General features: G+C 43.9%; 15 protein-coding genes and 3 pseudogenes. 15 read left to right on the plus strand and 3 right to left on the minus strand.

What is annotated here, in order from left to right; all coding sequences use genetic code 11:
* Nucleotides 1-163: 163 nt before the first annotated feature.
* The 6 genes and pseudogenes from hprK (at nt 164) to trxB (ending at nt 5734) form a co-directional block, all read left to right on the plus strand.
* The gene (gene hprK / locus PCORN_RS00885) at nt 164-1102 is read left to right on the plus strand and encodes an HPr(Ser) kinase/phosphatase (protein WP_036076708.1); all 939 of its coding nucleotides are present in this window, start codon (nt 164-166) and stop codon (nt 1100-1102) included.
* A 30-nt stretch (nt 1103-1132) separates the two neighbouring features.
* Nucleotides 1133-1967: pseudogene (lgt, locus tag PCORN_RS00890) on the plus strand (prolipoprotein diacylglyceryl transferase).
* 21 nt (nt 1968-1988) lie between these two features.
* Nucleotides 1989-2639 carry a pyrophosphatase PpaX gene (gene ppaX, locus PCORN_RS00895; protein ID WP_036076711.1) on the plus strand — a complete coding sequence of 217 codons (651 nt, stop codon included), beginning with the start codon at nt 1989-1991 and terminating at the stop codon, nt 2637-2639.
* A complete protein-coding gene (locus PCORN_RS00900) occupies nt 2639-3127 on the plus strand; it encodes an acyltransferase (RefSeq protein WP_036076715.1) in 489 nt (162 codons plus the stop codon). The genes ppaX and PCORN_RS00900 overlap by 1 nt, the downstream gene beginning before the upstream one ends.
* A 107-nt stretch (nt 3128-3234) precedes the next feature.
* Nucleotides 3235-4710, plus strand: coding sequence for a tetratricopeptide repeat protein (locus PCORN_RS00905; protein WP_051999146.1), 1476 nt, complete (start codon nt 3235-3237; stop codon nt 4708-4710).
* 67 nt (nt 4711-4777) lie between these two features.
* The gene (gene trxB / locus PCORN_RS00910) at nt 4778-5734 is read left to right on the plus strand and encodes a thioredoxin-disulfide reductase (RefSeq protein WP_036076717.1); all 957 of its coding nucleotides are present in this window, start codon (nt 4778-4780) and stop codon (nt 5732-5734) included.
* 184 nt (nt 5735-5918) lie between these two features.
* Here the strand turns inward: trxB and PCORN_RS00915 are convergent.
* Nucleotides 5919-6955 (minus strand): annotated as a pseudogene (locus PCORN_RS00915) (bifunctional transcriptional activator/DNA repair enzyme AdaA); the annotation flags it as partial.
* Between the two features lie 274 nt (nt 6956-7229).
* Here PCORN_RS00915 and PCORN_RS00920 point away from each other — a divergent pair.
* From PCORN_RS00920 to PCORN_RS00950, 7 genes and pseudogenes are all read left to right on the plus strand, one after another.
* Complete coding sequence (locus PCORN_RS00920) at nt 7230-8402, plus strand: galactokinase (protein ID WP_036076719.1); 1173 nt, start codon at nt 7230-7232, stop codon at nt 8400-8402.
* Nucleotides 8403-8405: 3 nt separating this feature from the next.
* Nucleotides 8406-9395 (plus strand): UDP-glucose 4-epimerase GalE, encoded by a 990-nt coding sequence (gene galE, locus PCORN_RS00925; protein ID WP_036076724.1) that lies wholly within the window; start codon nt 8406-8408, stop codon nt 9393-9395.
* Between the two features lie 20 nt (nt 9396-9415).
* Nucleotides 9416-10933, plus strand: a complete 1518-nt coding sequence (galT, locus tag PCORN_RS00930; RefSeq protein WP_149024198.1) for a UDP-glucose--hexose-1-phosphate uridylyltransferase — start codon at nt 9416-9418, stop codon at nt 10931-10933.
* Nucleotides 10920-11969: an aldose epimerase family protein gene (locus tag PCORN_RS00935; protein WP_036076725.1), complete on the plus strand. Its 1050-nt coding sequence runs from the start codon at nt 10920-10922 to the stop codon at nt 11967-11969. The genes galT and PCORN_RS00935 overlap by 14 nt, the downstream gene beginning before the upstream one ends.
* Before the next feature lie 123 nt (nt 11970-12092).
* A pseudogene (locus PCORN_RS21185) lies at nt 12093-13088 on the plus strand (LacI family DNA-binding transcriptional regulator).
* Between the two features lie 16 nt (nt 13089-13104).
* The gene (locus tag PCORN_RS00945) at nt 13105-14832 is read left to right on the plus strand and encodes a phospho-sugar mutase (protein ID WP_036076975.1); all 1728 of its coding nucleotides are present in this window, start codon (nt 13105-13107) and stop codon (nt 14830-14832) included.
* 74 nt (nt 14833-14906) lie between these two features.
* Entirely contained in the window at nt 14907-15548 is a 642-nt protein-coding gene (locus PCORN_RS00950; protein ID WP_036076726.1) for an endonuclease III domain-containing protein, read from the plus strand.
* A 17-nt stretch (nt 15549-15565) separates the two neighbouring features.
* Here PCORN_RS00950 and PCORN_RS00955 read toward each other — a convergent pair whose 3' ends face one another.
* Nucleotides 15566-16420 carry a helix-turn-helix transcriptional regulator gene (locus PCORN_RS00955; protein ID WP_036076727.1) on the minus strand — a complete coding sequence of 285 codons (855 nt, stop codon included), beginning with the start codon at nt 16418-16420 and terminating at the stop codon, nt 15566-15568.
* A 116-nt stretch (nt 16421-16536) separates the two neighbouring features.
* Here PCORN_RS00955 and PCORN_RS00960 point away from each other — a divergent pair, with 116 nt between their 5' ends.
* Both PCORN_RS00960 and lipA read left to right on the plus strand, forming a co-directional pair.
* On the plus strand, nt 16537-17358 hold the full coding sequence (locus tag PCORN_RS00960; protein WP_036076732.1) for a lipoate--protein ligase family protein: 822 nt from the start codon (nt 16537-16539) through the stop codon (nt 17356-17358).
* A 15-nt stretch (nt 17359-17373) separates the two neighbouring features.
* Nucleotides 17374-18276: a lipoyl synthase gene (gene lipA / locus PCORN_RS00965; protein ID WP_036076734.1), complete on the plus strand. Its 903-nt coding sequence runs from the start codon at nt 17374-17376 to the stop codon at nt 18274-18276.
* Between the two features lie 62 nt (nt 18277-18338).
* Here lipA and PCORN_RS00970 read toward each other — a convergent pair whose 3' ends face one another.
* A complete protein-coding gene (locus PCORN_RS00970) occupies nt 18339-20141 on the minus strand; it encodes an immunoglobulin-like domain-containing protein (protein WP_036076737.1) in 1803 nt (600 codons plus the stop codon).
* Between the last annotated feature and the right edge of the window lie 106 nt (nt 20142-20247).

Genomic DNA, 20247 nt, shown 5'->3' on the forward strand with positions numbered 1-20247 from the left:
ATGAAGAATCGCTTACTTTCGGGGTTTCTTTTTGGTTGTACAAAAATAGGTAGCCTTAAAAATGAGAAAGTGCTAAAATGAGATATAGATTGCAGACAAAAAGGATTAGCGGGATGGGCTGTGTTTTGAGCTTTGTGCCTGTTAACTTAATGGAGGTACTTTCATGACAAAATCAGTAACGGTGAAAGATTTAATGGATCGTCTAAATTTGGAATTGATTTGTGGGGAAGAAGGATTGGAACGACCAATCTTGACGAGTGACTTATCACGCCCCGGCTTAGAATTAACTGGCTTCTTTTCTTATTACCCGGAGGATCGGGTGCAGCTTTTTGGAATGACGGAGATCTCTTTTTCGGAGGGGATGTCGAGTGATGAGTGTTTGAAACGATTCCGCCAAATGTGTACGAATCGGACGCCAGCATTTGTTGTGTCGCGCCATTTGGAAGCGCCGAAAGAGTTGGTGCAAGCGGCGACAGAAGCCAAAATACCTGTTTTGCGTTCGAAGCTTAAGACAACGCGTTTGTCGGTATATGTGACGAATTATTTGGAGAGTAGATTGGCGCCAGTGATTTCGATGCATGGTGTACTTGTCGATATTTATGGACTTGGTGTGATGATTATGGGATCGAGTGGTGTTGGTAAAAGTGAGACGGCGCTTGAACTTGTGAAGCGTGGACATCGACTTGTGGCCGATGATAATGTAGAGATTAGACAGGAAGATGAGTTGACACTTATTGGGCAGTCGCCGCCGATTATTGAGCATTTGCTGGAGATTCGTGGCTTGGGTATTATTAATGTGATGACGCTATTTGGTGCTGGGGCTGTAAGGTCTAGTAAGAAAATCACGATTGTTGTACATCTTGAAAGCTGGGATCCGGACAAGCATTATGACCGAGTTGGACTTGATGAAGAGAAGATTCGGATTTTTGATATTGATGTGCCAAAAATTACGGTGCCGGTTCGTCCAGGGCGTAACTTGGCGGTTATTATTGAAGTTGCGGCGATGAACTTCCGCTTGAAAAACATGGGTTACAATGCGGCGGAGCGCTTTACACAAGATTTAAATAACCTTATTGGTCAAAATAGTAGTATGACAGATTGAGGCTAGTCTGTTTTAGAAAGTAGGGGCATGATGAACTTGAATTTTGCGGCGCTGGATCCAGTGGCCATTCAATTAGGTGGAATATCGATACGCTGGTATGGCGTTATTATTGCGACGGCTGTTATTGTGGCGCTACTTATTGCGTTACAGGAAGCGACGAAACGCAATGTAGATAAAGAAATATTGGTGGATTTGCTCATCTGGGCGATTCCAATCGCGATTATCAGTGCACGCATTTATTATGTGTTATTTGAATGGAGCTACTACAAAGACCATTTGAACGAGATTATCAAAATTTGGCAAGGTGGGATTGCGATTCATGGGGCGCTGATTGGCTCTGTGTTGACCGCGATTATCTTTTCTCGCATTAAGAAAGTTTCGTTTTGGCAGTTAGCGGATATTGTGGCGCCAAGTTTGATTCTTGCGCAAGCGATTGGGCGTTGGGGCAATTTTATGAATCAAGAGGCTCATGGTGGGCCAACGACGCGTGCTTTTTTAGAGAGTTTGCATTTGCCCGATTTTATTATTAATCAGATGTATATTAATGGTATCTACTATCAGCCGACTTTTTTTGTATGAGTCGATTTGGAATGTGATTGGATTTATCATATTGCTTGTATTGCGTCGGATGCGAATTTTGCGTGGGGAGTTGTTCTTGTCTTATGTCATTTGGTATTCGATTGGACGTTATTTTATCGAAGGCTTGCGGACGGATAGCTTGATGTTGACGGATACGCTTCGGATGGCACAATTTATTTCGATTGTACTTGTGGCGCTTTCGGTAGGATTGATTGCTTATTTCCGCGTGAAAAAGGATCGTCCTTATTATTTGGAAGATAAATATGGCATCGCGAAGAAGAAATAGAGTTTTAGAGAGGGAGTACACATGACTAAGAAAATTACGACATTGTTGTTTGACTTAGACGGGACTTTGATTAATACGAATGAACTGATTATTAAAACGTTTCAGCACACGCTGGGGGTTTATTTCCCAGATCGGACTTTTGAACGGGAGGATATTTATCCGTTTATCGGGCCTTCGTTGATTGATACGTTTACATCGCTTGATCCGGCAAAAGCGCAGGAGATGGTGGATCATTATCGGGCGTTTAATAAAGAATACCATGATGAGCTAATTTTAGAATATGATGGTGTGTATGAGACGATTAGAGCGCTGTATGAGGAAGATTATAAATTAGCTATCGTTTCTACGAAGATGTACGATATGATTCTAAAGGGGCTTAAAACGACTGGTTTGGATAAGTATTTCCAAGTTGTGATTGGTTTGGATCAAGTTGCTTCGCCAAAACCAGATCCAGAAGGTATTAATATGGCGCTGAAATTGCTAAATTCGACAGCGGATGAGGCGATTATGGTTGGGGATAATTATCATGATATTGAAGCCGCACATAATGCGAACGTGAAAAGTGCTGGTGTTTCTTGGGCCATTCGTGGTGCGGATTATCTAAGAGATTACAATCCGACCTATATTTTGGAATCGATGGGTGATCTTTTGGATATCGTGAGGGAAGATTAATGCGCCGAACGAAACGGTTTGAGACAAATGATGGTGTTAATCCACTTTGGAATGTATATAAAACCGTGTCGTTTGGCCGTACATTGAAGAATACGCTTGTGATTGAATGCGGGCGTATTTTTCCTTTTATGCGGGGAAAACGTTGGCTTTATCGACATGGATTGGGAATGAAGATTGGGGAGAATACATCGATTGCTTATAAAGTGACGGTGGATCTTTTTTATCCAGAGAAAATTACGATTGGTCGGAACTCTGTGATTGGCTTTAACACGACGATTCTGACGCATGAGTATTTGATTCGGGAGTACCGGATTGGTGAAGTGGTTATTGGGAATGAGGTTATGATTGGTGCTAATGTGACGATTTTACCAGGTGTTAGCATTGGTGATGGCGCAATAGTTGGTGCAGGTACAGTTGTTTCAAAGGATATTCCTGCTAGTTGTTTTGCTCGGGGGAATCCGGTTGTTATTAGTGAATTAGAGAAGTAATAAGATTGTAGACGAACGCTGTTTTTTTTCGAAAGATATTTTTTCGTTTTATTGCTGTTATATATGGTATACTCTACTTACTTGGAAAATGCGCGGAGGTTAAAAATTTGAAGAATAGTAAAGAAGATAGTAACAAGATTTATCCGTTTAGACCGAATGGGGAGTTTTATTTTCAGCGGGGTATTGAGGCTTTTCGGAATCAGGAAATGCCAGAAGCGTTGCGGTATTTGGAGAGGGCAGCTTTTTTTGAGCCAGATGAACCTGTGATTATGTGTCAGTTGGCGATTTGTTATACGGAATTGGGTCAGTTTGATAAGTCTAATCAGATTTTGCGTCGTATTCTGGATGAGGCGGATGATATTCATTATTGTTATTATTTTATGGCGAACAATTATGCGTACATGAAGGACTTTAAACAGGCGTTGCAGTATGCGAATAAATATTTGGCGCTCGTTTCTGAAGGCGAATATGTGGAGGAAGCGAAAGATTTAATCCAGCTTATTATGGAAGAAGCGCCTCTTGCAAGCTTTGGTGTCAGTGATATGTCAGAAATCGAGAAAGCCTCTTTTTCGTTCAAAACAAAGGTAGATGAGCTTATTTCGGAAGACAAATTGGATGAAGTTAGCCAGTTTCTGATTGCTGAAATCGAGGAAAATCCAACTTTCTGGCAGGCGTATATGGAACTTGCAGGCATTCGTTTTAAAGAAGAGCGGTTTGCAGAAGGTCTTGCGATATTGGAAGATGTGTTGGCACGTGACCCTGGAAATTTCATGGCGCTGTGTGAGCTTTATTTGTATGCCTACTATCAGGCGGAATGGAAGCAAGCGGATGCTGTATTGAAGGAGCTTGGGAAAGTAGAGCCGTTTATGTCATCGCAACGTGAGAAATTGGCGCGAATTTATGCGATGTCTGGGGATTATGGGCACGCCAACCACTTATTTGCTAAAGTGGATCAGTTGGAAATTATGGATCGGTATGCATATTATTATTATCGAGCGGAGACGGCGTTCTTTTTGGGGCGACTGGATGAGGCACGGGACTTTTGGCAACATTTTAATCAAATTGATGGGGAAGAGTTAGATTTTCCATGGGAACATTCCGCTTTATTGGCGAATGATGAGCGGGCCGTTTTGGAGAAATTGGCGAGTGATGATCCGGCAGAGCACTTATTTGGTGTGTATCTATTGACGGTTTCGGATAAGCAACCGACGTTGATTATGTTTAATGATTACTTCGATATGACGGGTTGGGATTTTTTCGAGCATTTGATTTTCTCGGAATTCGAGTTTTTGCCGGATAGTCGAGATGCGGGTAATTGTAACGCTATTGTCGCGATATTGGGGCGTTTTGAAGAGCTTGATTTTCCGGCTAAAGTGGAGACGACTTCGATGTATTTGTTTGCCCTTGATTTTATGAAGCGTTCGATTGATCAGAAGTACGATTTACGAATGAAAAATTTAGACGGAGTGGCTGCGGCGATTTTGTATCGATATAAGTTTGGAACGCAGAAAGTGATTGCGGATTTATTTGATATTTCGGTGGCAATGCTTCGTAAATATACGCTTGAAATCGAGGGTTTTTGAGCAGATAAATGGACGGAAAACGTGGGAGGGTTTACGATAGTTCTAGAGTTGGATTGGAGGAATAACAGTGAGTGAAGAGAGAATTTATGACGTTATTATTATCGGTGCTGGGCCTGCAGGAATGACTGCGGCGATTTATACTTCCCGGGCTGACTTAGATACTTTAATGATCGAACGCGGTGTTCCAGGTGGTCAAATGGTAAACACAGCTGATATTGAGAATTATCCTGGTTTTGATAGCATTTTAGGGCCAGATTTATCGGAAAAAATGTTTTCTGGTGCGAAACAATTTGGTGCGGAGTATGCGTATGGAGATATTAAATCGGTTGAAAATGGCGAGGAATATAAGACGGTTGTCGCTGGTTCCAAAACGTATAAGGCGCGTGCTATTATTATCGCGACAGGAGCGGAACATCGTAAATTAGGCGCGGAAGGCGAAGATAAGTACAGTGGCCGTGGCGTTTCTTATTGTGCGGTATGTGATGGTGCATTCTTCAAAAATCGCGAGCTAATCGTTATCGGTGGCGGAGACTCTGCTGTAGAAGAAGGCGCGTATTTAACACGTTATGCAAGTAAAGTAACCGTTGTACATCGTCGTGATAAGCTTCGTGCGCAACAAATTTTGCAAGATCGTGCTTTCAAAAACGACAAAATGGCGTTTGTTTGGAATAGTACGGTGGAAGAAATTATTGGCGATGACATGAAGGTAACAGGTGCTCGACTTGTTTCTACGATTGATGGCTCTGTATCGGAGTTAAATGCGGATGGAACGTTTATCTATGTTGGGCTCGTACCGCTTACCAGTGCTTTTAAAGAACTAGATATCCTAGACGATGAAGGCTATGTTATTACAAATGAGGAAATGGAAACATCGATTCCTGGTATTTTTGCAGCCGGAGATGTTCGTGTTAAATCGCTGCGCCAAGTTGTTACAGCAGCCGGAGATGGTGGATTGGCTGGACAAAATGCGCAAAAATATGTGGAAGAATTAAAAGAGATTTTAGTGGGGAAACCACAAATATAAGGTTGGAAATATAAAGCAGCTGGCTAGATCTAGATTTTAGATTATGTTGGCTGTTTTTTTGGGATGATATAATGACTAAAAGTGAAAGAAGGAGTGGCGTTTGCAAGATGTAAACGATAATTGAAAACAGGGGCACGGAATCCAGGCTAATATGGATTCCATGCTCCTGTTTTATGTTGCTCTTTTTTTCGTGTGCAAGTAGCCATTCTTTGCGCGCGACACCGCCGCCGTAGCCACTTAACGCGCCATTACTGCCAATAACACGGTGCAGGGGACAAGGATAGAAATTTGGTTGGCGCCATTTGCTCTGGCTACAGCACGAAATGCTTTCGGATTACCAATTTGGCTGGCTAATTGAGCGTAGGAAATAGTAGACGCAATCGGAATTTTTTGTAGTGCTTGCCATACAGTTTGCTGAAATGGAGAACCAATATAGGCGACAGGTGTCTGGAAAACTTGAAGGGTACCACTAAAGTAGGCATCTAATTCGTGTGTTAATTGTTCGAAAATGGGACTCTCTCCCGGAATTATAGCAGCATGCCACTTTTTTCGTAAGGCTTCAATTTCTGTTTCAAGCCCACGCCGATCAACAAATTCTAGCAAAATTAAAGCATCATCATTTGCAATCGCAACCATCGAGCCGAGGGGCGTTTCTAGCCATTTGGAGACAAACTTATTCAATGATTTTGCTTTTTTAGGAATGCTCCCCATCGTTCTTGTAAAAGCATCGCGGAAACCATTTCCTGAATCGTAACCACCCTCTAGTTGTGCCTCGATAATTGGCGTACCGTTACGAATATGGTCGAAAGCGAAACCAAGTCGTCTAGCTCTGGCGTACTCAATGAAAGTCATGTCGAATTGTTTTTTGAATTGGCGTCTTGCTGTATTGGCGCTGATAGCTAGTTCATCAAAGTCTTTATCGGTCCACTTGCGTTCGGGATTTGCTTCGATTGCTTGGACGAGGAGTTTGACTTCAGCAGATAGTTTACTAGGATTATTCAATGGCTGGCATCTTTTACATGGACGATAGGATGCTAACAGGGCTTCTTGAGCTGTATCGAAAAACTCGCAATTTTCTTTGTTGGGCTTTTTCGCTGGGCAGGTAGGGCGGCAGAGAATGCCTGTTGTTTTCACGCCAACATAGAATATTCCTTCGTAGTTGGAGTCTTTTTTCACGAGCATTTCATAAAACGTATCGATCTTTGTTTGTTCGGTGATCATGAATTTCGCCTCATTTCGTTTGAGATGATTATTGGTAATGTATAGTATATTCGCGACTATCAGACATGGAAATGTTTCGTGTATAGATTCATTTTACCATCTCCTAACTAGTTTGTTAATGCTAGTATAACGAATGACGGAAAGGGAAATACCAAGAAAATTAACACCAATGTCGGTTGTTAATAAAAATATTTAGTAAAATTAGTTGATAAAGTTTACTAAATAAATTATAATGAAGCCAAGAGGTTATTTTGAATGTGGAGGTATAGGGATAATGGATTATTCAAAACTAAAAACGGATTTTTCGCGCGTTTTTGACCGGACGGATGGTGCGTTGTATTTTGCGCCGGGTCGTATTAATTTAATTGGGGAACACACGGATTATAATGGTGGACATGTTTTTCCGTGTTCGATTACGCTGGGGACTTATGCGGTGGCAGCGAAACGGGAGGATACACTGGTTCGTTTGATATCGCTTAACTTTGAGGATTTGGGAATCATTTCGTTTGATTTGGCGGATTTGGATTATCGAAAAAGCGATTATTGGACGAACTATCCGAAGGGCATGATGAAATATTTGAAAGAAGCGGGTCATACTATTCGTCAGGGAATGGATATTCTGTATTGGGGTAATATTCCAAATGGGGCTGGACTTTCTTCTTCGGCTTCGATTGAGTTGTTGACTGGTGTGATTTTAGAGGACTTATTTGGATTGGAATTGGCTGAATTGGAACTGATTTTGACGGGTAAACGGGTCGAAAATGAGTTTATCGGTGTGAATTCGGGGATTATGGATCAGTTTGCGATTGGGATGGGACAGAAGGATATGGCGATTTTGCTGGATTGTAATACGCTCGAGTATGAGATGGTTCCGGTAAAACTTGAGGGCTATACGATTGTGATAATGAACACAAATAAGCGGCGTGAGTTGGCGGATTCGAAATATAATGAGCGGCGTAGTGAATGTGAGCAGGCGTTGGCGGAGTTGCAGAAGGCGCTTTCGATCAAGTCGCTCGGTGAGTTGGATATGGAAACGTTCGAAAAGTATCGGCATTTGATTTCGAGCGAGACGTTGGTGAAGCGGGCGCGCCATGCTGTGAGTGAAAATCAGCGAACAATTTTAGCAACGAAAGCGCTTAAAGATGAAGATTTGGTGACGTTCGGTGAATTAATTAATCAATCTCACATGTCTTTACGTGACGATTATCATGTTACTGGTGTAGAATTAGATATGCTAGCAGAAACGGCTTGGAAGCAACCAGGCGTTTTAGGAGCGCGGATGACGGGTGCTGGTTTTGGCGGATGTGCGATTGCCATCGTGGAGACGGCCAGAGTTGATGCATTTATTAAGGAAGTTGGAGCGGCCTACTTGCAAAAAATTGGCTATCCAGCAGCGTTTTATATTGCAAATATTAGTGATGGAGCAAAGGCCATCAAGGAGGAATAGGAAATGAGTATTTTAGTATTAGGTGGCGCAGGTTATGTCGGTTCGCACGCGGTGGATCAATTGGTAGACAAGGGTTACAAGGTAGTTGTTGTCGATAATTTACAAACGGGTCACGCGGAGTCTTTACACAAGGACGCTGTATTTCATGAAGGTGATATTCGTGATAAAGCTTTCATGCAAGGTGTTTTCAAAAAGGAAACGATTGAGGGCGTGATTCATTTTGCGGCGAATTCTTTGGTGGGGGAATCGGTGGAAATGCCACTGGAATACTTTAATAATAACGTGTACGGGACGCAGGTTACGCTTGAAGTGATGGAAGAGTTTGGCGTGAAACATATCGTCTTTTCTTCATCGGCGGCAACTTACGGCGAACCGAAAGTGATTCCGATTACGGAAGATGCACCAACGAATCCGGAAAGCCCATATGGCGAAACGAAACTGATGATGGAAAAAATTCTGAAGTGGTGCGATAAGGCGTATGATACGCGTTTTGTAGCGTTGCGTTATTTCAATGTGGCGGGTGCGAAGTTTGATGGAAGCATCGGTGAGGATCATAATCCAGAATCGCATTTAGTTCCGATCATTTTACAAACGGCGCTTGGTCAACGTTCGGAACTCTCGATTTTTGGTGATGATTATCCGACCGAGGATGGGACATGCATTCGCGATTATGTCCATGTAGTTGATTTGATTGATGCGCATATTTTGGCATTGGAATATTTGAAGAACGGCGGAGAAAGTAATATTTTCAATTTGGGTAGTAGCCAGGGTTTTTCGGTGAAGGAAATGTTGGAGGCCGCTCGAAAAGTGACTGGAAAAGAGATTCCGGCGAAAATTGTGCCGAGACGTGCGGGTGATCCTAGTACGTTGATTGCTTCTAGTGATAAGGCGCAGGCAATTTTGAAGTGGAATCCGCAGTTTACAGATGTTACTAAAATTATTGAGGATGCTTGGAACTGGCACTCTAAGAATCCGGATGGTTATGCTAACTAAAAACGATGGGGTGCAAAATAATGATAGTAGATCAGTTTGTTGATATAGCGGTAAAAAGGGGCGAATTAGTGGAAGCGGATCGGGTTTATGTGACGAACCGCTTGCTGGATTTGCTAGGCTGGTCGGAAAAGCGTGCGGTGGCAGTGGATGTCGCCGCGGATCGCTTGGCAATGCTAGATCAGTTGACGGAATTAGCCGTGGCATCTGGCGTGATTAGTGAGGCGCTTGCGGAGCGAGAGATTTGGCAGAGTAAGGTGATGGACTTGTTTGTTCCTCGACCATCGGAATTGAATGCTGAATTTTGGGAATTATATGAACGGTCTCCTCGGGAAGCGACGGATTATTTTTATGAAATTAGTAAGGCGAGCGATTATATTAAGACGCGGAGTATTGCGAAGAATATTGAATATCGGGTGGAAACAATGTATGGGGAGCTGGAAATGACGATTAATTTGTCGAAGCCGGAGAAAGATCCGAAGCAGATTGCATTGGAGAAAGCTGTGAAAACGGTTGCTTATCCGTTGTGCCCACTGTGTTTGGAGAATGAAGGCTATGCGGGACGTGTTGATTTTCCGGCGCGGACGAATCACCGGATTGTGCGGTTGCGTGTTGGTGATGAGGGATGGGGATTGCAATATTCGCCGTATGCCTATTATGATGAGCATTGTATTTTTCTTTCGGCGGAGCATCGGCCAATGGTGATTGAGCGGGCGACGTTTGCGCGGTTAGTCGAAATCACGGCGCAGTTTCCGGATTATTTTGTGGGGTCGAATGCGGATTTACCGATCGTTGGTGGTTCGATTTTATCGCATGATCATTATCAGGGTGGTCGACATACCTTTGCGATGGCGAAAGCGCCTGTACATAACGATTTTCCGACTTATTCGTGGGGGGCTTTTCCGGATGTGACGGTGGAAATCGTGAAATGGCCGATGTCGGTGATTCGGTTGCGTGCGGCGAGTGGGACGGATATTGTAGCGGCTGCGGACGCGATTTTGCAGAAATGGAAAAGTTATTCGGATGCATCTGTCGGGATTTTGGCGTATAGTAATGAGGAACGGCATAATACGGTGACGCCGATTGCAAGTCGTTGTGTGGTGGACGGTGAGTCGTTGTTTGAGTTGGCGCTGGTGTTACGGAATAATCGGCGGACGGCGGAACACCCGGAGGGGCTTTTTCATCCGCATCAGGAGTTGCATCATATCAAGAAGGAGAATATTGGCTTGATTGAGGTGATGGGGCTTGCGGTGTTGCCGCCGCGTTTGAAGCCGGAGCTTGAGGAGGTTGCGCGTTATTTGTTGGATCAGCCAAACGCGATGGCGGATTATCACAAGGAATGGGCGGATCGATTGAAGCGGGATGGTGGCTTTGATGCGAGCTCGATGACGGACTTTGTGCAGCAGGAGGTTGGAAAGGTATTTGAGCAGGTGTTGACGGATGCTGGTGTTTTTAAGGATACGGAGGACGGAATACGCGCGTTTGATCGATTCATGAAATCAATGATGGAGACGGAGGAAATAGAGAATGAAGATAAGTGAGCGCAAGTTTGGGGAATTGGAAGGGCAAGTTGTGACGGAGTTTTGTTTGGAGAATGATCATGGTGTGCGGGTTCGGGCGCTGGATTATGGTGGGATTGTGACGGAGACGTGGGTGCCTGACGTAAAAGGTGATTTTGTGAATGTTTCGCTCGGTTTTGCGACGCTGGATGAGTATTTGGCGCATTCTCCGTATTTTGGTGCGCTTGTTGGACGGGTTGCTGGTCGGATTGGTGACGCGCGTTTTGAGTTGGACGGGAAGACATATCAACTGGAGAAAAATGAGGGCAAGAATATACTGCACGGTGGACCTGATAATTTTAGTAAGCGGATGTGGGATGCAAAGCGTTTGGAGACGGCGGATGAGATTGGGGTTGTTTTCTCGCTGACGTGTCCGGATGGGGATAATGGTTTTCCTGGGAATTTGGATGTGAGGGTGACGTATACGCTGAACAATGCGAATGAGTGGCGAATCAAATATGAGGCGAAATCGGACGCGGCGACGGTGTTTAATCCGACGAATCATGTGTACTTCAACTTGACGGGAGATGTCGAAAAGCTCGTTTTAGATCAGGAGTTGCAGATGAGGAGTAGCCAGTTTGTGGCTTTGGATTCTGAATCGATTCCGACGGGTGAATTGGTGGACGTGACGGGGACTGTTTTTGATTTTCGTGAGCCACGCGCGCTTCGAGATGGGGCAACGAGTGAACATCCGCAAAATGTGATTATCAAAAATGGCTATGATCACGCATTTGTATTGGAACATGAAGCGGGTGTGCCTGATGCGCGTTTGGTGGATCGGGATAGTGGGCGTGTGGTGGAAATGCGCACGGACTGCGATTCTGTTGTTGTTTACTCGGGAAACCAGTTGTCTGGAAAATTTGCGATAGATGGTGTGGCGGTTCCGAAATATGCGGGCGTAACGATGGAAACGCAAGGACTGCCAGACTCGATGAATCACGAAGGTTTCGGTTCGGCGGTGATTCAGAAGGACGAGCTTTTCGAATCGGAAACGGTATTTACTTTTAAGACATTATAGGCGTGTAGGCTAGGAATGTGATGTTCCCGGCCTTTTTCATGTAAAAAATAGACGTGATGCGATATTCCTGATAAAATAAAGGGGATGCTTCATGGAATGCGGACAAGAGGAGCGTGTTAGAAAATGGCAACGATTAAAGATATTGCGAAACAGGCTGGGGTTTCGATTGCTACGGTTTCGCGGGTGCTTAATTATGACGAGACGCTTTCCGTTGGTGATGATACGAAGAAACGTATTTTTGAGGCGGCAGAAAAGCTTTCTTATACGAAGCATAAGCGTAAACAGCAAAAAGAAAAAATGCAAAAATAGCAATTGTGCACTGGTATTCGGAAAAAGAAGAATTGAATGATTTGTATTATTTATCGATTCGTGTTGGTGCGGAGCGTAAGGCCGAAGAGGAAGGTTACCAAGTGTTGCGGGTATTTCAAGATATTCCGGAGCAGACGCTTGGCAATGTAGAGGGCATTATTGCGATTGGAAAGTTCAGTCAGGCACAAATCGTGGAGCTGACGAACTGGAATGCCAACATTTGTTTTGTGGATTTTGACCAATCGGTGCAGAAGTACGATTCGGTTGTCGTGGATTTTCAGCAGGCAACGGTGTCTGTTTTGGATCATTTTATCGAGAATGGTCACCGGAAAATTGGCTTTATCGCGGGCGAGGAGCAGTTTAGTGATGACTCAGCGAATATTATTGATGCGAGATGGCTTGCTTTTCGGGATTACATGAAGCGAATGGGACTTTATGAAAAGAAATATTGTTTTTCGGGTAAGTTTTCCGTCAAAACAGGGTATGAGTTAATGGTGAAGGCAATCGCGGAACTTGGTGAGGATTTACCAACAGCTTTTTTTTGCGGCGAATGATTCGATTGCGATTGGGTGTTTACGGGCGCTTCAGGAGCAAGGAATCGCAGTGCCAGAACGTGTGAGTGTGATTGGTCTCAATGACGTAAGTGTGTCAAAATATGTTTTCCCGCCGCTTAGCACGGTGAAAGTATATACAGAATTGATGGGCGAGACTGGCGTGGAACTTTTGCAAGAGCGTTTGCTTGCAGGTCGGTCGATTACGAAAAAAGTAACGCTATCCACGGATTTGGTGATTCGGGAAAGTAGTTTGTGAAAAGGGGCGAAAAATGATGCAGTGGAGAGATGAGTACGAGAAATGGTTGGCAAATGACGTGCTGGAGGCTAGTCTGAAAGCGAAATTGCATGTGGAGAAGGACGAGAAAGTACTGGAGGACAGCTTTTATCGGGATATGGAATTTGGTACGGCCGGGATGCGTGGCGTGTTGGGCGCTGGGACGAACCGGATGAATATTTATACGATTCGCAAGGCGTCGGAAGGTTTGGCGCGTTATGTTGCGGAAAATGGGGAAGAGGCGAAGAAGCGCGGCGTGGTGATTGCGTATGATTGCCGCCATATGTCGACGGAATTCGCGTATGAATCCGCGCGTGTGCTTGGTTATCACGGAATTAAGAGTTATGTGTTTGAGACGTTGCGTCCGACGCCTGAATTGTCTTATGCTGTGCGTTTTTTGAACACGTTTAGTGGTATTGTGATTACGGCGAGCCATAACCCTGCGGAGTACAATGGTTACAAGGTTTACGGGGAAGACGGTGGGCAAATGCCGCCTCATGGTGCGGATGCGGTGACGCGTTATATTGATGCGATTGATGATATTTTTGCGGTTCAGGTTGCGGATAAGGACGCGCTTATTGCGGACGGGATGCTGGATGTGATTAGCGAGAAGGTCGATACACCATACTTAGAAGATGTGAAAACGGTGATTGTAAACAATGATTTGGTTGAAAAACATGGCAAGGATTTGAAAATTGTTTTCACGCCGCTTCATGGAACTGGTGGCATGCTGGGCTTGAAGGCACTTAAGAGCGTTGGATTCACGAATGTGATTCAAGTTGCTGAACAGTTTGAGCCAGATCCGAATTTTACGACGGTGAAATCGCCGAATCCTGAAAATCGGGAAGCGTTTGAAGTCGCGATTGGTTACGGTGAGAAATATGATGCGGATTTACTCGTTGGGACAGACCCGGACGCGGATCGCCTGGGCGTTGTGATTCGGACGAAATCTGGAAAATACGATGTGCTTAGCGGGAATCAGATTGGCGCGCTAATTTTGCATTACTTATTGAAGCAAAAACAAGCACAAAATGAACTTCCGAAAAATGCAGCTGTGCTAAAATCGATTGTTACATCTGATTTGGGGACGCTGATTGCGAAGCATTTTGATGTGGAAATGATTGAAGTTTTGACGGGATTCAAGTTTATCGCGGAGCAAATTCACAACTTCGAAACGACCGGTTCGCATACGTATGAGTTTGGTTACGAGGAAAGTAATGGTTTCATGGTGAAGCCGTTTACGCGTGATAAAGATGCGATTCAAGCCTTGCTCGCGATTTGTGAAGTGACGCTTGATAGCAAGCAAGCTGGAAAAACGTTAGCGGAAGATCTAGAAGAAATTTATGAGCAGTTTGGTTATTTCAAAGAGGATTTAGTTTCCTTGACGATGAGTGGTAAAGATGGATCAGAGCAAATTAGTAACATTATGAAATCTTTCCGCGAATCGATGCCAGCAGAATTGGGCGGCGAAAAAATCGCGAAAGTGGAGGATTACCAACTAAGCGAGCGACATTATTTAGATAACGATAAGAAAGAGACAATCGATATGTCGAAATCAAACGTTATTAAATGTTTCTTGGAAGACGGTTCATGGTTCTGCTTGCGACCATCTGGAACGGAGCCGAAAATCAAATTTTATTTCAGTATTAAAGGCGAAACAGAGGCGGCTGCAACCGAGAAATTGGAACGCGTTCGTGAAGGCTTACTGAAAATCGTTGAAAAATAACGTGTTTAAATAAACAAAAACATCGCCTGGCCCGAAAATGGTTTGGCGATGTTTGTTATATGGGAGATAGTGAGATGATAACAATACACGAAATATATCAAAAATTACTAGATAGACAGGGGATACAGCGGTGGTGGCCGGCGGAGAGTGATTTTGAAATGATGCTTGGCGCGATTTTGGTGCAAAACACGAATTGGCGAAATGTGGAGAAGGCGCTCGCGAATCTAGTGACGTTTATTGAGCCAGAGAAAATTCGGGATATGCCGCTTGAGGAGTTGGCACAGCGCATTAGGCCAAGTGGGTTTTACAATCAGAAGGCGATGAAGATCAAGGCGTTTGTCGCGTGGTTTGGCGTGTATAATTTTGATGTGGCGGAGGTCAAGAAGCAGCCACTTGATGTGTTGCGCGCCGAATTAGTTGGGATTAAGGGGATTGGGCCAGAAACGGCGGATTGTATGTTGGCGTACACGTTTGATAAGCCAGTAGTTGTGGTGGACGCCTACACAAGACGTATTTTTGGGCGAGTTGGTTATGAGGTTCCTAAAAAGTATGACGACTTTCGGCGGATGTTAGAGGAAAGCCTACCAAGTGAGCTGGCGGTTGTGCAAACGTTCCACGGTTTGGTTTTGATGCATTGCAAAGAACATTGCTTGAAAAAGCCGATTTGTAGCGGTTGCCCATTAGAATCGGATTGTTTAAAAGTCGGTATGGCATAATATGATTATTAGCATATTTAGTACAGCAACTTTCTCCGTTTGGTGAGTTCGGCAGTGACGAATTGTTCGTCTAAATAAGAAGATAATTCTAAACTGAATTTGATTTTGCGGACGCCACTTTGTTTTCTGTCGGTTTGGATGAAGAGGACGCCGAGTTCGAAAAATAAATGGCTTAGCTGGAATGTACTGTTTTGTTTCTGGCAACAAGCGATGCCGAGGTGCACGTACTCGATGGCTGTTAGTTTTTCTGATTGTTGCGCATAGAAACGAGCGATATTGAGATAGATTGTGGGCATCAGTTTGGACGGTTCGACTTGTTTATGTAAAAAAAGGAGACATTGATTGAGGTGTTTCAAAGCGTGAATTTCATCGTTGTCTTCTGAATAAGCGAGCGTTAAGTAACTGCTGATTAAGACGTCATGGATTGTTAATGCGCTGGAACGAGGATTACTAAGCGAAAGTGCTTCTTCTAATGCTGTGATGGCGTTTTTCGTATTGTCTTTATAAAGTAGCTCGCAAACACCAAGGAAAAAATAGTAATGCGTTGCTTGGGAGTGGGTCTCAAACAAGGCGAGTGTTTTCTTATGTAGACTGGGATAAAGCGTTTCGAAATCATGCCGGAAAAAGAGCTCTTGTAGCTCTTTTTTTAATTGGATAAATGGGGAGTCAAGTTGGGAGGAGGACAAAAGGGAATCGACGGTAATACCGAGTTTCTGACAAATATTGTGGATAATCAGAACGCTAGGAATTTCCAAGCCTTTTTCGACGCGGCTAAGCAGACTTTGGGAACAGACGCCTTCTGCGAGTTGTTTTTGCGTTAGCTCCATGTTGGTTCGTAATTGTTTAATGCTTTTTCCGAGTTCTTTTGTCATCGTTCGTCACCTCATTGATCAATTTATGCGAATAGTCATTTGAAAGATAGCGCATTCTTCCTTAGTATAAGGGATAACGATTAAAATTCAAGCAGTATGCGTTTTTGAGAGGGGAAATGACGGTGGAACGGTGGTTGCTTCTGAATCAGGAAAAATTGGAACCGGCAGTGAATATGGCGATTGATGAGAAATTGACGGATTGGCACCGAGCTGGGCAAATTCCGCCGATTTTGCGATTCTATGGTTGGGCGCCAGCGGGACTCTCGGTTGGTTATTTTCAACGGACGAAGGGCAAGATTGATGTTGAGGCTGTGCAAAAGCATGGTTTTGAGATGGTTCGTAGGCCTACGGGAGGCCAGGCGGTGTTGCATGATGATGAGTTGACGTATAGTTTTGTTATTTCGGAGGAGCATGAAGCTATTCCAAAAACGATTAAAGCGGCGCACAAATTGATTTCTGAGGCGTTATTGGTAGGATTGGCTAAGCTCGATATTGAAGCGAGTTTTGCGATACCAGAGGAAAAGCAGACGGGAAGTGGGACTGCGATTTGTTTTGAGGAGCCGTCTTGGTATGAGATTACGATGCAGGATCGCAAAATTATTGGTAGCGCGCAAGGTCGGCATCAGGGGATTTTGTTGCAGCATGGATCGATTCCGTTACATATGAACGCGACAGAGTTATTTGACCTTTTTGTATTTGAAAATGCGCGGGTGAAAGAGCGGATGTTGCGCGCTTTTGGTGGGAAGGCGTCGGGAATTCTGGATTTGATTGGTAGAGAGATACCGCTTGATGAGATGAAGAAGGCTTTCCAAGATGGGTTTGCACAGGTTTTTGATGTGGCGTTTGAGGAATTTACGTTGTCGGATGCGCAGTGGGATGAGATTCATGCGCTGGCCGCGAATAAGTTCAGGCAGGAGAGTTATTTATTTTCGCGTTGAAAGGGGCAATGAATAGTGGAGAAAAAACAAGAGCATGTACGGAAACCGGATTGGTTGAAAACGAAGATTAGTAATAGTGAAGGTTTTAAGGCGATTAAGAATAATTTACGGGAAAATCGGTTGCATACGGTTTGCGAGGAGGCGAAATGCCCTAATATTCAAGAGTGTTTCGGTGATCGGAAAACGGCGACATTCATGATTTTAGGCGATATTTGTACGCGGGCTTGCCGATTTTGTGCGGTGACAACGGGGGCGCCGACGCATCTGGATTTGGGTGAGCCGAAACGTGTGGCGGATTCGGTCGCGGCGATGGGATTGCGTCATGTGGTGATAACGGCGGTGGCGCGTGATGATTTGGCGGATGGTGGTTCGCAGGTGTTCGCGAATACGGTGAATGCGATTCGGTATCGGATGCCGCAAACGACGGTTGAAGTTTTGCCATCGGATATGAAAGGTGATTATGAAAGTCTGAAAACGTTATTGGATGCGAAGCCTGATATTTTCAATCATAATATCGAAACGGTTCGGCGTCTGACGCCAAGTATACGGCATCGCGCGACATATGATCGGTCGCTTGAGTTGTTGCAGCGTGTTCGGGATATGGAACCTGAATTGCCAACGAAATCCAGCATCATGGTCGGACTTGGTGAAACGCGCGAGGAAATACTGGAAACGATGGATGATTTGTTAGCGCATGGCGTTGAAATTTTGACGATTGGGCAGTATTTGCAACCGTCTAAAAAGCATTTTCCAGTGGTGCGTTATTATGATCCACGAGAATTCCGGGAATTGAAACGGGTCGCTAGGAAGAAAGGCTTTATTCATTGTGAGTCTGGTCCGATGGTGCGCTCAAGTTACCATGCAGATGAGCAGGTGAATGCGGCTGCAAAAAGACGGCGAGAACAGGCCGGATTATAGTATGTAGAAAAAACCATCGCCCATGAAATCAAAACAGGGCGATGGTTTTAGTGTGTTCATGTTTATTTTACTGTCACATTGATACGTTTGATTTCTTTATATTCTTCATCGACAAATACGACTTCTACTTTGTCTGTATCATTTTTGATAAGTCCCTTGATTCCTTTTAGTGTATAGGAATTATTAGCGATATCTAGGTCTGCTTGTTTCGCAACGGTGCCATTAATCCAAAGTCGAACTTTAGAAGTGTTTTTTCCAAATGATCCGCTAAGTGTATTTTGACCGATTTCGTATGTTTCAGCGGTGAAGCTAGTTTCATCTAAGTCAGGTTTTGGTGCACTCACGGCGATGCGGTTGATTTCTTTGTATTTAGAATCGACTGCGACAAGTTCAATTTTGTCAAGTGGACTGTTAATGAACTGGCGGGCGTTACCGAATGTATATGTGCCATCACCATTCATATCTGCCTGTGTCACTACCTTATCATTCACCCAAAGGCGGACTTTAAAAACATCTTTTCCTACTTGGCCAGCCATTTGTTTCTCGCCATAGGTATAGGCGTTTACTGTTAATGCATTATCAAGAATAGGTGCGCCAGAAACGATGACTGCTTGACGATTGACTTCTACATATTTGCTGTCTACGGCAACGACTTCTATTTTATCACCAACTTTTTTTATGAAGTTTGCGGCTGATGGGAACTCGTAAGTGCCATCTGGATGGAGGTTACCTTGGACTGCAACGACGCCATTAACCCAAAGACGAACTTTAAAGACGTTTTTGCCGGCTGTTCCAGTTAAAATTGTATCCCCAATCTTGAATGAATTGCTAGTTAGGGAGTAGTCGATAGCTTCGGTTACATTTGTAGAGGCGCTAGCTGTTTTGCCATTGCTTACTTTTGTAACGGTTGCAGTGATTGTTGCGTTGGGTGCTTGTTTTTCGATATCAATTTCAAATGTTCCATCGGCGTTTACGGTACCAGTACCGATGACTGTATCACCGTTTTTGATGGATACTGATGCATTTGGTTCCCCCTTACCGATTGCTTTTGTAGAGTTGCTTGTTAAGGCTTCGATAGTTGTTGGGGCGATAGTGTTGAATGCTTCGATTGCTTTGTCGATATTAGCTTGCAGTGCTTCTTTTTGGGTTACATTCGAAAGAGCGCTAACTAATTCCTGTGCTGCATTGATAGCTGCTAGTGTTAGTGTTGGCTGGATTGCTTTCGATGTATCATTATCGATAAATAAGGATTGTACAGCTTTTTCAGCTTTTTGGAAGGCGATAGAAACAGTAGCAGAGGCTAGGGTATATTTTACATTATCCACCACTACATAAATGGATGCTATTTGGTCATCCTTCCATCCACCTTGTTGTGCGCCAGTTGCTGTTTTTGACAAGTAGTAGGCAGCACCGTTACTTATTAAATGTCCTGCATATTTTCCGTTTTTTTCAAGTGTGTAAGAAAATTTGTATCCTGCTGGTATTGATACGTCGAATTGCACAACGTAGTTATCTGTGATGTTTAACCTCTGGAAAGCATGGATAGCGGTGTAAGCATCTGTCGCTTTTTTGAGGTTTACTTGCAATGCAACTTTGTCTGTTTCATTTTCAATAGCGTCTATCAATGTTGCAGTGTTGTCGAGGTCTGCCTGAGATATGTTGATGTGGATACCTTTTGCGGTGTTACCATCAACGAATAAAGCATCCAATGCAGATTTAGCATCGTTTACCTGTTCGGCAGGTGTTTTTGTGGATACCTGACTTTCTGCTGCATGCGTCCCAAGCGGCAAGGTTGTTAATACCGTGCTTGCTAGTACGTTTGTTGCTAGAATGACTGTGGCTACTTTTTTGATATTCTTATTCATTTTTTATTAAACCCTCCATATTGTTTGGTATACTCTATCATACCGATTAATAATAGCATGGATGGATAGACGAAAAAATACAGGATTTCCGATAAATGGAAGATAG

The organism is Listeria cornellensis FSL F6-0969, from assembly GCF_000525855.1.
Lineage (GTDB): Bacteria > Bacillota > Bacilli > Lactobacillales > Listeriaceae > Listeria_A > Listeria_A cornellensis.